This window comes from Mesorhizobium sp. 131-2-1, assembly GCF_016756535.1.
In the GTDB taxonomy this organism is placed as follows: Bacteria; Pseudomonadota; Alphaproteobacteria; order Rhizobiales; family Rhizobiaceae; genus Mesorhizobium.
The window spans coordinates 5976109-5988625 of record NZ_AP023247.1 but is presented as its reverse complement, the minus strand read 5'-3'; the positions used below and the strand labels follow the sequence as shown (position 1 = coordinate 5988625).

At 62.7% G+C, this 12517-nt stretch carries 15 protein-coding genes; 14 read left to right on the top strand and 1 reads right to left on the bottom strand.

Annotation, left to right across the window (positions count from 1 at the left end; genetic code table 11):
- The first annotated feature begins 112 nt into the window (after nucleotides 1-112).
- The 14 genes from JG743_RS29010 (at nucleotide 113) to JG743_RS28950 (ending at nucleotide 10828) form a co-directional block, all read left to right on the top strand.
- Nucleotides 113-2227, top strand: a complete 2115-nt coding sequence (locus JG743_RS29010; RefSeq protein ID WP_202295557.1) for a ParB/RepB/Spo0J family partition protein — start codon at nucleotides 113-115, stop codon at nucleotides 2225-2227.
- A gap of 70 nt (nucleotides 2228-2297) precedes the next feature.
- Nucleotides 2298-3338, top strand: a complete 1041-nt coding sequence (locus tag JG743_RS29005; RefSeq protein ID WP_202295554.1) for a DUF7146 domain-containing protein — start codon at nucleotides 2298-2300, stop codon at nucleotides 3336-3338.
- A 334-nt stretch (nucleotides 3339-3672) separates the two neighbouring features.
- Nucleotides 3673-4608, top strand: coding sequence for a DUF2493 domain-containing protein (locus tag JG743_RS29000; RefSeq protein ID WP_202295551.1), 936 nt, complete (start codon nucleotides 3673-3675; stop codon nucleotides 4606-4608).
- Between the two features lie 518 nt (nucleotides 4609-5126).
- Nucleotides 5127-5291 (top strand): hypothetical protein, encoded by a 165-nt coding sequence (locus tag JG743_RS28995; protein ID WP_202295548.1) that lies wholly within the window; start codon nucleotides 5127-5129, stop codon nucleotides 5289-5291.
- Nucleotides 5292-5533: 242 nt separating this feature from the next.
- Nucleotides 5534-5902 carry a hypothetical protein gene (locus JG743_RS28990; protein ID WP_342215684.1) on the top strand — a complete coding sequence of 123 codons (369 nt, stop codon included), beginning with the start codon at nucleotides 5534-5536 and terminating at the stop codon, nucleotides 5900-5902.
- 573 nt (nucleotides 5903-6475) lie between these two features.
- Entirely contained in the window at nucleotides 6476-6802 is a 327-nt protein-coding gene (locus JG743_RS28985; protein ID WP_202295545.1) for a DUF736 domain-containing protein, read from the top strand.
- Nucleotides 6803-6987: 185 nt separating this feature from the next.
- Nucleotides 6988-7248: a DNA -binding domain-containing protein gene (locus JG743_RS28980; protein ID WP_202295542.1), complete on the top strand. Its 261-nt coding sequence runs from the start codon at nucleotides 6988-6990 to the stop codon at nucleotides 7246-7248.
- Between the two features lie 122 nt (nucleotides 7249-7370).
- The gene (locus JG743_RS34320; RefSeq protein ID WP_244672959.1) at nucleotides 7371-7709 is read left to right on the top strand and encodes a transcriptional regulator domain-containing protein; all 339 of its coding nucleotides are present in this window, start codon (nucleotides 7371-7373) and stop codon (nucleotides 7707-7709) included.
- A complete protein-coding gene (locus tag JG743_RS28975; RefSeq protein ID WP_244672958.1) occupies nucleotides 7591-8133 on the top strand; it encodes a DUF2285 domain-containing protein in 543 nt (180 codons plus the stop codon). Before JG743_RS34320 ends, JG743_RS28975 begins: the two co-directional genes overlap by 119 nt.
- Before the next feature lie 125 nt (nucleotides 8134-8258).
- Nucleotides 8259-8537, top strand: a complete 279-nt coding sequence (locus JG743_RS28970; RefSeq protein ID WP_202295536.1) for a helix-turn-helix transcriptional regulator — start codon at nucleotides 8259-8261, stop codon at nucleotides 8535-8537.
- 56 nt (nucleotides 8538-8593) lie between these two features.
- The gene (locus JG743_RS28965) at nucleotides 8594-9112 is read left to right on the top strand and encodes a DUF2840 domain-containing protein (protein WP_202295533.1); all 519 of its coding nucleotides are present in this window, start codon (nucleotides 8594-8596) and stop codon (nucleotides 9110-9112) included.
- A 23-nt stretch (nucleotides 9113-9135) separates the two neighbouring features.
- A complete protein-coding gene (locus JG743_RS28960) occupies nucleotides 9136-9654 on the top strand; it encodes a S26 family signal peptidase (protein ID WP_342215683.1) in 519 nt (172 codons plus the stop codon).
- Between the two features lie 64 nt (nucleotides 9655-9718).
- A complete protein-coding gene (locus tag JG743_RS28955) occupies nucleotides 9719-10054 on the top strand; it encodes a DUF736 domain-containing protein (protein WP_202295527.1) in 336 nt (111 codons plus the stop codon).
- 3 nt (nucleotides 10055-10057) lie between these two features.
- A complete protein-coding gene (locus JG743_RS28950) occupies nucleotides 10058-10828 on the top strand; it encodes a lytic transglycosylase domain-containing protein (protein ID WP_202295524.1) in 771 nt (256 codons plus the stop codon).
- Between the two features lie 104 nt (nucleotides 10829-10932).
- Here the strand turns inward: JG743_RS28950 and tnpC are convergent, their stop codons facing one another.
- On the bottom strand, nucleotides 10933-12462 hold the full coding sequence (gene tnpC, locus JG743_RS28945) for an IS66 family transposase (protein WP_202295521.1): 1530 nt from the start codon (nucleotides 12460-12462) through the stop codon (nucleotides 10933-10935).
- Nucleotides 12463-12517 lie beyond the last annotated feature (55 nt).

The following is a 12517-nucleotide window of genomic DNA, read 5'->3' as shown; positions in this document are numbered from 1 at the left end:
TTACCGTCCGGCTCTACGGCTCGCCTCTCAGAGTGAGAGGTGGGCCGTAGCTTCATGACGGGTTGGAGGTCGAGAGAGAGGCTTTCGGCCGCCCGTCGCGGAGTGCATCACAATGGCTACTGCTGCGAAGAAAATCACCCTTTCGTCGTCGCGTGACATCCCCTTCAATCAGCTCGTCATCTCCCAGGCGAACGTTCGGCGGATCAAGGCCGGCGTCTCAATCGAGGACTTGGCTGAGGACATCGCCCGGCGAACACTGCTGCAGAGCATCACCGTCAGGCCCGTGCGCGATGCAGACGGCAACGAGACCGGCATGTTCGAAATCCCGGCAGGAGGGCGCCGCTATCGCGCTCTCGAACTCCTTGTGAAGCAGAAGCGCCTTGCCAAGAACGCGCCAGTGCCCTGCGTCATACGCGAAGGCGGCTTGGCTGAGGAAGACTCGCTTGCTGAGAATATCCAGCGCGCCGCGCTCCACCCACTTGACCAATTCCGCGCCTTCCTGGCCTTCCGCGAGAAGGGCATGTCTGAAGAGGAAATCGCCGCCAACCAATTCGTGTCGGTAGCGGTCGTGAAGCAACGGCTCCGCCTTGCGTCGGTTTCGCCCAAACTCCTCGATGTCTATGCCGACGATGGCATGACCCTGGATCAACTCATGGCGTTCACCGTTAACGGCGATCATGAGCGGCAAGAGCAGGTCTTCGAACGTCTCGCTCAGAGCTACAGCAAGGAGCCGCACATCATCCGCCGCATGCTGACGGAGTCCGCAGTCCGCGTTGCCGACAAGCGTGCACAATTCGTCGGCCTCGACGCCTACGCCGAGGCTGGTGGCGTCGTCATGCGTGACCTGTTCCAGGGCGACGACGGCGGTTGGCTTCAGGATGTCGGGCTCCTCGAGACGCTGGTTGCGGAGAAGCTCCGGCTGCAGTCTGAGGCAATTTCGGACGAAGACTGGAAGTGGATCGATGTCGCTCCGGATTTTCCCTATGGCCACACCTACGGTCTGCGCCGTCTCCGTGGCGAGCAGCCCGCTCTCACCGAGCAGGAACAGTCCACGCGCGACGCACTCCAGGCCGAGTTGGAAGGCCTGGCACAGAGTTACGCCGAGGCCGATGATCTGCCCGAAGAGGTCGACGCACGGCTCGGTGAGATCGAAACCGCGATCAGTGCGCTTGATGACAGGCCGGAGGTTTTCGATCCGACGGAAATCGAGCGCGCCGGTGCTTTTATCAGCATCGACGCATCGGGCAACCTCAAGGTAGAACGCGGATATGTCCGCCCCGTGGACGAACGTCCAGTCGAAACGGAAGCCGATTCCGAAAACGAGACCGGCGCCGTCGCGGCGGAGGCGGAACACGACCCAGATCGTTCGATCACAGAGATCGATACCGCCATTGAAAACGAGGAAGACGACGGCCTCAAGCCGATCCCAGACCGCTTGATGACGGAACTGACTGCCCATCGAACGCTTGCTTTGCGCCACGCGCTCGGCGAGCAGCCTGATGTCGCCTTCCTCGCCGCGCTCCATGCCCTGACGCTCCGCGCCTTCTATTACTACGGCTCCGATACGTGCCTGGAACTGGATCTGAAGATCATCACTTTGGGCGCGCAGGCGCCCGGATTGAACGATAACAGCATGGCGTCCGCAGTCGATGCCCGTCACCAGTCCTGGGTGGCGGTGCTTCCAAAAGAGCCTGACGAATTGTGGGATGCTTTGCAGGCGTTCGACAGCGACAGCCGCCAGGCCTTGTTTGCGCATTGTGTATCGCTATCGGTCAACGCGATTTACGAGGCTTACAACCGTCGGCCGCGTGCGCTGGCCCATGCCGACCAGCTCGCTCAGGCCGTCGATCTCGACATGGTTGCGGCCGGATGGATACCAACGATCGACACGTATTTCGGACGTGTCACCAAGGCTCGTATTCTGGCGTCTGTCCGCGAAGCAAAGGGAACACGTGCCGGCGACCGGATCGAGCATCTGAAGAAGGGCGACATGGCCGAGACGGCGCAGGAATTGCTCGCGGCTTCTGGATGGTTGCCGGAGCCGCTGCGCACGCCCGGCCGCCCATCCATGGTGATCGCCGAAACCGTGTCGACCGAGATCGACCGCTCTGTCGATAAGCACGTCGGGGAAATGACGGACGACGGCGGCGAAACGGCTATGGCGGAAACCGAGTTACAGACCGAAGATCAAGCCGCCGAGATCGATACGCAGGTCGCGGCGGAATAGCAAAGGAGCAGCACGCAGACCCGAGGGCCCGTCGGCAACGGCGGGCCCGTTTTTTGTTTGGGAGCCGGCAATGCAACACACGACGGATCTTGCGCGACAGTTGGCTGGACAGGCCGAGGCCGTATGTCGCCACTATCTATCGAACGGCCACCGCGTCGGTCGCTACTGGCTTGTCGGCGATGCACGCAACACGCCGGGCCGGTCTATGTTCGTGCGGCTGCACGGAGGCGAATCCGGCAAAGGCGCTGCCGGCAAATGGACCGACGCCGCAACCGGCGAGCATGGCGATCTCCTTGACGTTATCCGCGAGAGCTCCGGCCTGATCGACTTCAAGGACGTTGCTGACGAGGCCCGCCTATTCCTCAGCATGCCGCATCCCGTCCCGAAACAAACTTCGCACAGGACGAAATGGACCAAGGCACCATTCGGATCGCCAGAGGCAGCGCGACGACTGTGGGCAATGGCGCGTCCCATTTCGGGGACGATCGTAGAGACCTATCTTCGCACGCGTGGGATCACGGCCTTGGACGGAACCGAAAGACTGCGCTTCCATCCGCGCTGCTATCATCGCCCCGATGAGCAGTCGCCGACCGAGACCTGGCCGGCGATGATCGCGTCCGTTACCAATCTCGATGGCCGTCAGACGGGCGCGCATCGCACCTGGCTCAACTCTTCAGGTACCGATAAGGCGCCGATCGAAACGCCGAGGCGCGCGATGGGGGACCTTCTCGGAAACGCCGTCCGCTTCGGTTCGCCAAGCGACGTTATGGCCGCGGGCGAGGGCATCGAAACTGTTCTGTCACTTCGTTGCGTATTGCCCACCTTGGCCATGGCCGCTGCACTCTCCGCCGCCTATCTCTCGTCGCTGCTGTTTCCCAACTCGCTGAGGCGACTTTACATCGTGCGTGACAAGGACCCGGCGGGCGATAGTGCGCGTGACAGCTTGCTCGAACGAGCCAGTGCCGCCGGCATCGAGGCGATCGTGTTGTCGCCGACGCTCGGGGACTTCAACGAGGATCTCCGCACACTCGGAATCAATGCTCTAAGATCGGGCACGCGTGTCCAGTTCACTCCAGGGGACGTGGCCCGTTTCATGGCGCTGACGGCGTAGTCCCGGCCAGCGTCGCGAGGCGGCCTATCGCCGAATCGCGCGGATGGCCTGCTGTCGCAGAGAACCGCGACACGGCCTTCAAGAGGGCGATCCGGCCCACAAGCGGTCCGGCCCGGCAATGGTGGCGGTCGACTATTTTCCGGCGGCGCGCGATTGCTCGTAAAGTGAACGATGGGGAGCGACGCCTTTCCATCGCGAGACAAAATAGGCGGCCGCCGCCATCCTCCGCGGTGCTCCGGCCCTGCGCTTCGCCGCGGGTGCAGGTCCAGGCCGCCCGCCGGCGTTCGTCGCCATGAAGGCCGCGAGGGTCGCGGTCAAGCCGATGGAGCATCCCATGGATGAGCACGACGACACCGAACCCCATCACGCCTCTTCTCCCACGGACCATCTCCTCACCGAACTGCAACTCTATGGGCACCGTCCCTTCGTGGACGAACCGGACCCCAGGCCACTTCCCGATGGCCACAGAGTGGCCGATGCCATCGCCGATATCTTCGACGCCCTGATCGCGACCTTGGATGACACACGCCTTGAGCCCGACCTCTACGATCTCCTTTGGTCGACCGTCAATGTGTTCCACCGCGCCAGCGACCGCATCGGCGGCCAACTGGACGACAATGAGCAAGCACAGCGCCGCAGCCAGCGTGAACAGGATGGCAGCGAGGTCAAGTCGGTTGAGTTGGAACGCCTGACGGTCGAGGGCCAGACGCTGATCGAGCGCCAGAACGCCTTCGAGTTGATGCGCGACCAAGCCGCCGAGCACTATGAGCGCCATACCGGTTCAGGCTGGAAGCCGCGCAGCGGATCAATGGTCAATCACAAGGCAATGACCTCGGCTATGATCGACAGTCGCGATTTTCTGATTGCGAGAAGGCGTGCCGCGCAGAATGTGCTTCTCCCACCCGGCCCGAAGATCGCCTTTACCGGTGGTGTTGATTTCAATGATCACGTCCTGATCTGGGCAAAGCTCGATCAGGTTCACGCCAAACATCCCGACATGGTGTTGGTGCACGGTAAGTCGCTGAAAGGCGCCGAAAAAATCGCCTCCCGCTGGGCGGATCATCGCAACGTGCCGCAGATTGGTTTTGCGCCCGACTGGACGAAACACGCCAAGGCCGCCCCCTTCAAACGCAACGACGCCATGCTGGATGTGCTTCCGATCGGGGTCATTGTCTTTCCGGGCACGGGCATCCAGGACAATCTCGCCGACAAAGCCAAAAAGTTCGGCATCCCGGTTTTTGACTTCCGCCCGAAAGGAGGCGGTTCGTGAGTGTCGTCATCCCAAATTGACCAACCAGAACGTCAGGCAGTGGCGCTACCAACTCGCGTCGTAGAGCGAGCGATCGCGCAGCGTCCGGCGCCCCTACCGGCGACGGTCGGAAGATCTCCGAATTTATCCGGCGGGGCAGTTCGCTCGACCAATCCACCACTCCCGCTAAAACGCCTCAAGGAGCCTCGTGAGCGTTCGGTAGGTGAAATCTTGCTGCTATTTTCTTCCGGTTTCTCCTGCATTGCGACGCGGACGACCAGCACAGCTCGCAAACCGACGCGGTGAATCTGTTGAGAGACAATCTAGCATCCGGTCGACGCATGAGCCCATCCCCCGCTTCCAATGCGCTCATCCTTGGTCCTTCCAAGGCCTGAAGCCATCAACCCGTAAAGGGTCGGCTATGCAAGCATGCCGCCGCTGCGGCGTTGCCTGCGCGGTGATCGCGGCTCTCGGACGGACACATCGGGCGCCTGTCGCGCGGGAGATGGTCTCCCGCCTGCAAGACAGGAGCAGGAGCTATGTCCCTCAAAGACGCACACGCATACGCTTTCAGCCTCGCCACCACCCTCAAGGTCGCCATCGTCGTCTCCAAGGCCGGCGATGGCACGCATTCGGTCACCCCAATCACCGAGTTCGACGATGACGCCGAGGTCGTGGCGGAAATCGATCCCTTCGCCCGCTGACTGGCGTCGGTCTGGCGAGCGGGGATCCTGATGGATTTCCGCTCGCCTCACTGATTCCTCTTCGCCTATACGCACGGATGCGACGTGGTGGTGGTGGAAGGCGCGACCGTCAGACCTTTTCTCACGGAGATCACCATCATGATCCTCATCAGCATTGTCTGCTGCATGGCAGCTATTGGCCTCTGGTTGCTGTTCACGCTCGCCGTCTTCGCGTTGCCTTCTTTGCCGGCGTCGCTGCCGGAATGTGGTCCTATGACACGGGCACCGGGTGGCTGGGCGCCCTCGTTGTTGCCGCACTCGCGGCAGCGCTTACCCTTGGCATAGGCCAGTTCCTTCTCGTTTTCGTCAAGCCATTCTGGGCCCGCACCGCTATCGTGGTCGCATTCGCCGGCCCGGCTGCACTCGCGGGCTACCACGCCGTGCACGGTGTGGTGAAACACGCCATGCCGTCAGAGGGCTGGCAGATCGCTTTTTCGATCCTTGGCGCCATCGTCATCGCCACAACCACCGTCCTCCGGATCGCAAGCACGACCGCTGCCAATCAGCCCAGGCGCGGTTCGGTCTCCAATTCGCCCGAGCGAACCGGCTGGATCGGATCGACAAAAGCTTGACCTTCTTGCCGTCAGGCTATTGGCGCAGGCAGGCGGCGTGCGAATGATCAAGCCGTGTGCGACCGGCGTCCAGTCTCAGGTGTTGGGCTGGAGCTTTGCATGGCTGGTCCCCTGGCTCGTTCGATCCTCGGGACGATGACGTTGCCGTTGAAGCCGTGACGTGGGTGGGCGGTGCTCTCGTCATCCCATGACACGGACGTGTTGGCGTTGTCGTTGGAACGCATGGCGGTGTGCTTGCGGGCCTTGGGCGCCACGTCTCCCGTTCCAATCCGTCCCAGAAGCGCTCCAAACGGCCTCTTTAATGGCCTGATCTGCCCGAAGGGCGGCTGACGCCTCGACCGCCTAGGCCGCAACGCCGCGTCCCGACTTTCTTCCCCTGACGACCCCCACCCCGTGCGGTAACCCGCACGGGGACCCCGAGCGCCGCCATTCCTCGCGAAACAAGAAAGCCGTTCCTGCGCCGTCCTCCGCGTTGCTTCGGTCGCAAGCGATGCGTCGTCGGTCGCCTTCGGCCAAGTGATCGCCATCGAGGCCGCATGGTGCGGGTTCGGGAACAGAAAACGGAGACTTACAATGGCTACCATCGGCACCTTCAAGAAGACCGCCTCGAACGAATTCGCCGGCGAAATCGTCACCCTTAGCGTCCAGGCCAAGAACGTGCGCATCGTCCCAGACACCCGTGCCACCGGCGACAACGCTCCCAGCCACCGGGTCGTGGTCGGCCGCGCCGAAATCGGTGCCGCCTGGTCCAAGCGCTCCAACGAGGGCCGCGAGTACCTGGGTCTCAAGCTTGATGATCCCAGCTTCAACGCTCCGATCTACGCCAACCTCTTCGACGATGAAGAAGGCGAGGGCTTCTCCCTCATCTGGTCTCGCCCGAGCCGCCGGAACGGCGAATAAGGCGCCGAAGAGCTCGCCCGATCCGATCGGGCGAGCTCTTCCAGCCGATCAGAGGTTTCTCGGGCCTGGTGAGACAGTCGTGGCGATGCCGACACGGCATCGCGAGATGCGTTTCGAGCCTGCTGTGCGAGCGATATTCGACCCGTAGAGTTCTGTTTCACGTCTGTGACGGGTGGAGGGCAGCCATGATTGAACCGTTTGACGAGACCGCGCCCATTGGGGACGACCTGACCGAATATGACCGCAGCCACGTCAAACTTTACATGCGCTTGTTCGATGCTGACGCCGACGGCGCCGATTGGCGCGAGGTGGTCAGGATCCTGTTTGGGATTGATCCGACCAAGGAGCCGCAACGTGCTCGAAGCGTCTATGACAGCCATCTCGCTCGAGCACGGTGGATGACGCGCACCGGGTACCGATACCTGCTGCGCCAAACCGACAAATAGCCAGCCTAGACGGCAGGTGATGCCTAAAACGCATCACGCGATGCCTCCTCGGGACGTTTCGCCATCCGCCGGAGTTCGGAATCGATTCGAGCACGACTTGCCGTTTTCGGAGGACATGCACGATGAAGCCGAACACGTCGGATTGGCGGGACAACAAAGGCTACGATTTCTTCGATCGCTTGCCAATCGAAGGTCTCGCCTGGGAATGCTTGCGCCGCTCACAGTCCTATCGTCGGCACTATCAGCACCTGGTCGTCGCCGGAGCAGAAGAGGAACCTTTGCCTGCCGAGGAACAGCGGCGCTGGGGGTTGCGATTTCCCGGCCATGCCCGACAGGTCAGCCTTGGCGCAAGACGTCTTTTGGTCGCCTCTGGTCGATCCCGCGGTACTGGCTCTCAGCTCGGCGCCCGACCACCTATCTCTCGAATCCGCGGCGCTCGCGAGCTTAGGGAGGCTTCGTGAGAGCCCGCAGGGATCTCACGCCATTCATGACAACGGGATCAAGACGCAACTCCTCTTCCTTCCGGGCAGCGAAGGCACCCGCTCGCTTGCGGCAGTGATTCCGCTCGATTCCCAGACCCTGGGACGCGTTGAGGCTCTCGTGCGCTTTTGGCGTGGCCACAACAAGCGACCTGTACCGCCGGACACGCGAATGACAGCCCAGCAGCGCCGTCGCCTGCGCCTGATGATCCAGGCCGCCGATGGCCGCATGAACGGCGCGAGCTACCGCGAAATCGCAGCCGTCTGCTACGGGATCGAGCGTGTTGGGACCAATCCTTGGAAAACGTCGTCCCTTCGCGACGCCGTGATTGGCCTGGTCAAAGGCGGTGCCGAAATGATCGGCGGCGGCTATCTGCAACTCCTGCGCCACCGGAGGCGAGCGTAGCGCGAGGGGGCAATTTAATGCCCCCCAATCTTCCCCATCCCCTGCGAAGCCAGTCTTCCGTCATCGTGATCCGCATCCGCCGCTGAAACCCAGCAGTTCGCCGCAGCCCCACGGAGGCCCGATCCATGAGACCAGATTTAGCCGTTTTGCCGCCCCGCTTTCTTCGCACCAAGGAAGCCGCTGAATTCCTCAGCCTGTCATCGCGCACGCTTGAGAAGCATCGCACCTACGGCACAGGTCCCGCCTATCGCAAACTCGGCGGCCGAGTTGTTTACGCTATCGATGATCTGCAGGCCTGGGCTGAGCGCGGGGCGGTGACGTCAACATCGGATCCCCGCGGCTCCGTGCTTCCCGCCAAACGTCAACCACCAGCGCCTCCCCAGAGCGGCCGGCACGGGCGCTGAGTGCGGTGGTCTCCTCACCCTGCAATCCGGCTGCATGCAAGATCAGGACACGGACAATGATCGATAACACACCTTTGCGTTCTGCCTCTTTGGCTGGCGGCGCGTTGCAACGTGACGGCATGACCGGTGTCGGACTGACATGGATCGCGAAGAAGATCGAGTTCTGGATTCGCTTCGGTGTGGTTGACCGGGAAGACATCCTTGATCGGCACCAGCGGGTGGTGTGGTTTCGTCCCGGCGTTACCTTTGCCTTCGTGCGTTGGGCCTCGAACGGCTTCGGCACGATCATGTCGCGCCTTGATATCGTGCGCACCATCGCAGCGGGGCAAGCGTATCAGACACTGCCTTTCGTGCGGCCTGGCGGTGACATCCTGCTCACCATGCAAGGGTGGCAAAGCGTAGAGCGCGTGTTGCGGATCATAGACGCGATCGAGAGTCTCGGGATCAATCCGCAAGCCGTCTCGCCTGATCATTGGCGGCACGTCCATCACCGGATGACAGCAGGTCAAGAGCCTCGAACTTATACGCTTGATCTGCATCTTGCGTTCCTGTTGCGGCGGCGGGTCGAGCCATGACGCGGTCAGCAATTGTCATCACCATGGCGCTGGCCGCCACAGGCGTTCTGTTTCCGGAACGCGGGCCGTTGCAGGCGCGGTTCGTATGGAATGCCTCGGCCAGCGCTCCGATCGGCCTCTACCGGATCGACAACGCCGCCAAATTCGCGGTGGGCGATCTCGTCGCCGTGCAGCCGCCGGGATCGCTCGCAACGTTTCTTGCCGAGCGAGAATACCTGCCGAAAGGTGTGCTGCTGCTCAAGCGTATCCTTGCCGTGTCTGGTCAAATGGTATGCCGACGCAAGCTCACAATATCAGTCGATGGCCGTGACGTCGGCGTCGCGCTTGAGCGCGATCGAGCCGGACGTGATCTGCCGAGTTGGCAGGGCTGTCAGCGTGTTCCGGCAACGGCCGTTTTTCTTATGAACCAGCGGGTTCGCGACAGCCTTGACGGTCGCTACTTCGGCCTCGTTGCCGCCGATCACATTCTCGGCCTTGCAGCCCCGTTGTGGACCGACGAGCAGGGCGACGGTCACTTTCAATGGCGCGCGCAAGCGCGGTGAGCGCGCGCCAGCGGCTCCGGCCGTACCGACCCAACATCACCGCCTATGCGAAAGGAGAAACGACATGTCACCGATCGGACAGTTCATGCGCACTCAGACCGGATATTTCGGGCGCATCCGCACGCTCAGCCTCGATCTCGACATCGCAATTGTCGATGCCGATACCAGCGACGCGGAAAATGCGCCCGACTATCGCGTGCACGCCGGCAGCGAAGACGGGCCGGCGATTGGCGCCGGTTGGAAACGCTCCGGTGAAAAGGCCGGCGAGTTCGTCGCGCTTCAGCTGGATGATCCGACCTTCGCGCAGCCGATCCGCGCCAATCTGTTTCAAAGCAGCGACGACAACTGCGCCTGGTCGCTGCAGTGGTCACGGCCGCGCGCGCGCAACCAGAAGGACTGAGGGATGTTCGCGCGCCGTCGGTCAAAGGCCCGTCCCGAGCCGGCCGGGGTGTTGTGCGCGGTGCTGCGCAACGCGCACATCCTGCTGCTTGGGCATTGTATCGCATGCGCCGATCCCGAGGCCGCCTTGGCGCAGAACCCGCTCGTCACGACACCGCCGTCGCGCACCTACGAGCCACACATCGCGGAAGCGGCGAGGCGCTTCCGACTTCCGCGCACCTGGATTGGTGCCGTGCTGCGCGCGGAAAGCGCAGGCGATCAGCGTGCCATCTCGCGAAAGGGCGCGATGGGTCTGATGCAAATCGTGCCAGAAACTTGGCGCGAACTGCGCGGCCGTTACCGGCTCGGCGGTGATCCTTTCGATCCGCACGACAACATCATCGCTGGCTCGGCCTATATTCGCGAACTGCTCGATCGCTACGGATCGCCCGGTTGGATTGCTGCCTACAATGCTGGTCCCGGCCGCTACGAGGCATCGTTGAAGGGCCGGCGGTTGCCTCGAGAAACACGCGCATATGTGGCCGCCGTTCTATCTGCCATTGGCAGCGGCGCTGCAACGAAAGCTGCCGGCCCGGCGCGCTCGACGCCTTCTGGTTGGAGGAAGTCGCCGCTCTTCGTCGCGCAACCGACAGAAGACACATCCGCAGATTCCGATCCGGTCGCGCATTTCCGCGGGGACGCGTCGCAGCCCCAGGCTGTGCGCGAGCTGTCCAATGTCGCAGTTCAGTCGGGCGGTCTGTTCGTCGCGACAGGGGACAAGGGAGCTGAGCCGTGAGCGATTTCCAGCGCCTTCGTGTCAACGCGAGCCCTGGCGCACCATGGCGTACGAAGGGAATGGCACCAGCGAACACAAGTAAGCGCCCGGTCGTTGCACGTCGCTCAGCTCTTGACAGGATTTCCGACTTTCCAAGCCCAGGGCAGGAGTTCATCGAGCCGGTTTACCGGATGACCGTCGACCATGCGGATGAGTACATCGCGCAGCCAGGCATACGGCTCGACATCATTGAGCTTGCAGGTTTCGACCAACGAGCACAGCACCGCCCAGCGATGACCACCGCCGTCGCTGCCCGCGAAGAGATGGTTCTTGCGGCCAAGCGCGACTGGTCTGATTGCGCGTTCGACCGGATTGGTGTCGAGCTCGATGCGGCCGTCGTGCAGGAAGCGGGTCAGGCCGTCCCAGCGCGAGAGCGCGTAGCGGGCGGCTTCGGCGAGCGTGCTGCGACCAGACAACAACGGCAGCTGTGCTTCGAGCCAGACCCGCATGGCGTCGACGATTGGTTTGGAGCGACTGCGCCTGGCTGCAAGCCGATGACCCGGCGATTGGCCGCGAACGTCGGCTTCGACAGCATAGAGTTCGCCGATCCGTCGCAAGGCTTCCATCGCGATCGGCGCGTTGGTCGCCTGCGCCACGTCGTAGAACTTGCGCCGTGTATGGCTCCAGCAGGCGGCCAGAACGATATCTCCCTTGCCGGTAAGGCGCTCGAACCCGGCATAGCCATCGACATGCAGAACACCCTTGAAGTGCTCAAGATGCGAGACGGGACGCTCCGCTTTGCGATCCGGCGCAAACAGGTAGACCGCGGCCGGTGGCTCCGGTCCGCCCCATGGCCTCTGCTCGCGGGCGTAGACCCACAGCCTTCCCGTCTTGGTGCGGCCGCGGCCTGGATCGAGCACCGGGACCGGTGTGTCATCGGCAAAAAGATGGTTCGAGGCGAAGACGCTCTTCGCCAGCCGCTCGTGCAGGGCTTCCAGCCACCAGCAGGCGCCGCCGACCCAACCGGCAAGGGTGGAACGCGGAAGTTCGACGCCATTGCGGGCGAATATCTGCGACTGCCGATAGAGCGGCGTGTGATCGCAATATTTGCTGACCAGCACCTGCGCCAGCAGCGCTGGCGTCGCCAGGCCGCCAGCGATCGGCCGCTCCGGCGCCGGCGCCTGCACCACCCTCTCGCAGACCCGGCAGGCGTATTTTGGCCGTGTCGTCCTGATCACGCGAAGCTGTGCTGGAATCCAATCCAGCATCTCGCTGACGCTTTCGCCGATGGCATGCAGCGTGCCGCCGCAGCACGCGCAGATCATGCTGTCGACATCGACCAGAACATCCTCGCGCCGCAGATGATCGGGCAGCGGCCTGCGATGCGATGGCCGCTCAGTCGACGGCTTGCCGACGAACGGACGGCTCTCCTGGATGCGCGCGATGTCAGCGTCGAGTTCTTCCAATGCGAGTGCAAGCTGATCGGGATCGAGCCGCTCCGAGCTGCGGCCGAACTGCGCCCGCTGGAGCTTTTTGATGATCGACTGAAGCCGCTCGATCTCGCCGTCGCGGCTCTCGACCGCAGCCGCCATGTCGCGCACGAGGCGTTGAAGAAGTGCTGGATCGGATGGCAGGTTTTCGAGATCGACCAACATGATCGATTCTATCACAAACAGCACAGGAACCCAAGGATTCCGGGCTCCTTCGCGA